We start from the raw sequence: 243 nt of genomic DNA, 5'->3' as shown, positions 1-243 counted from the left end.
CGACGCCGCCGCGCTGATCGTCAGGTCCAGATCGCCGGCGGTGTAGTTCAGCTGCAGGTCGGGGGCGGCGCTGACCTTGCCTTCGCAACCCGACTTGGCGGCCGAGGCGGGAATGGAGCCGCCGGCCAGTATCGACTTGGTCCAGGGGTCGGGCGTGAAGCCGGTCTCCAGCCGCACCGAACCGTAGTTGGGCTCCAGGGTGAAGTCGGGCTTGGCGCCGCTCTTTTGAGCCAGGCTGACGCC

At 69.1% G+C, this 243-nt stretch carries 1 protein-coding gene; it reads right to left on the bottom strand.

The features are described from left to right. The coding region (locus tag CVH10_RS23540; RefSeq protein ID WP_219925075.1) for a hypothetical protein at positions 1–243 on the bottom strand (243 nt) is incomplete at both ends.

Source organism: Halomonas sp. ND22Bw, from assembly GCF_003011945.1.
Lineage (GTDB): Bacteria > Pseudomonadota > Gammaproteobacteria > Pseudomonadales > Halomonadaceae > Halomonas > Halomonas halophila.
Note: the sequence above shows the minus strand (reverse complement) of the source record. Positions and strands in the feature narration are given on the sequence as shown.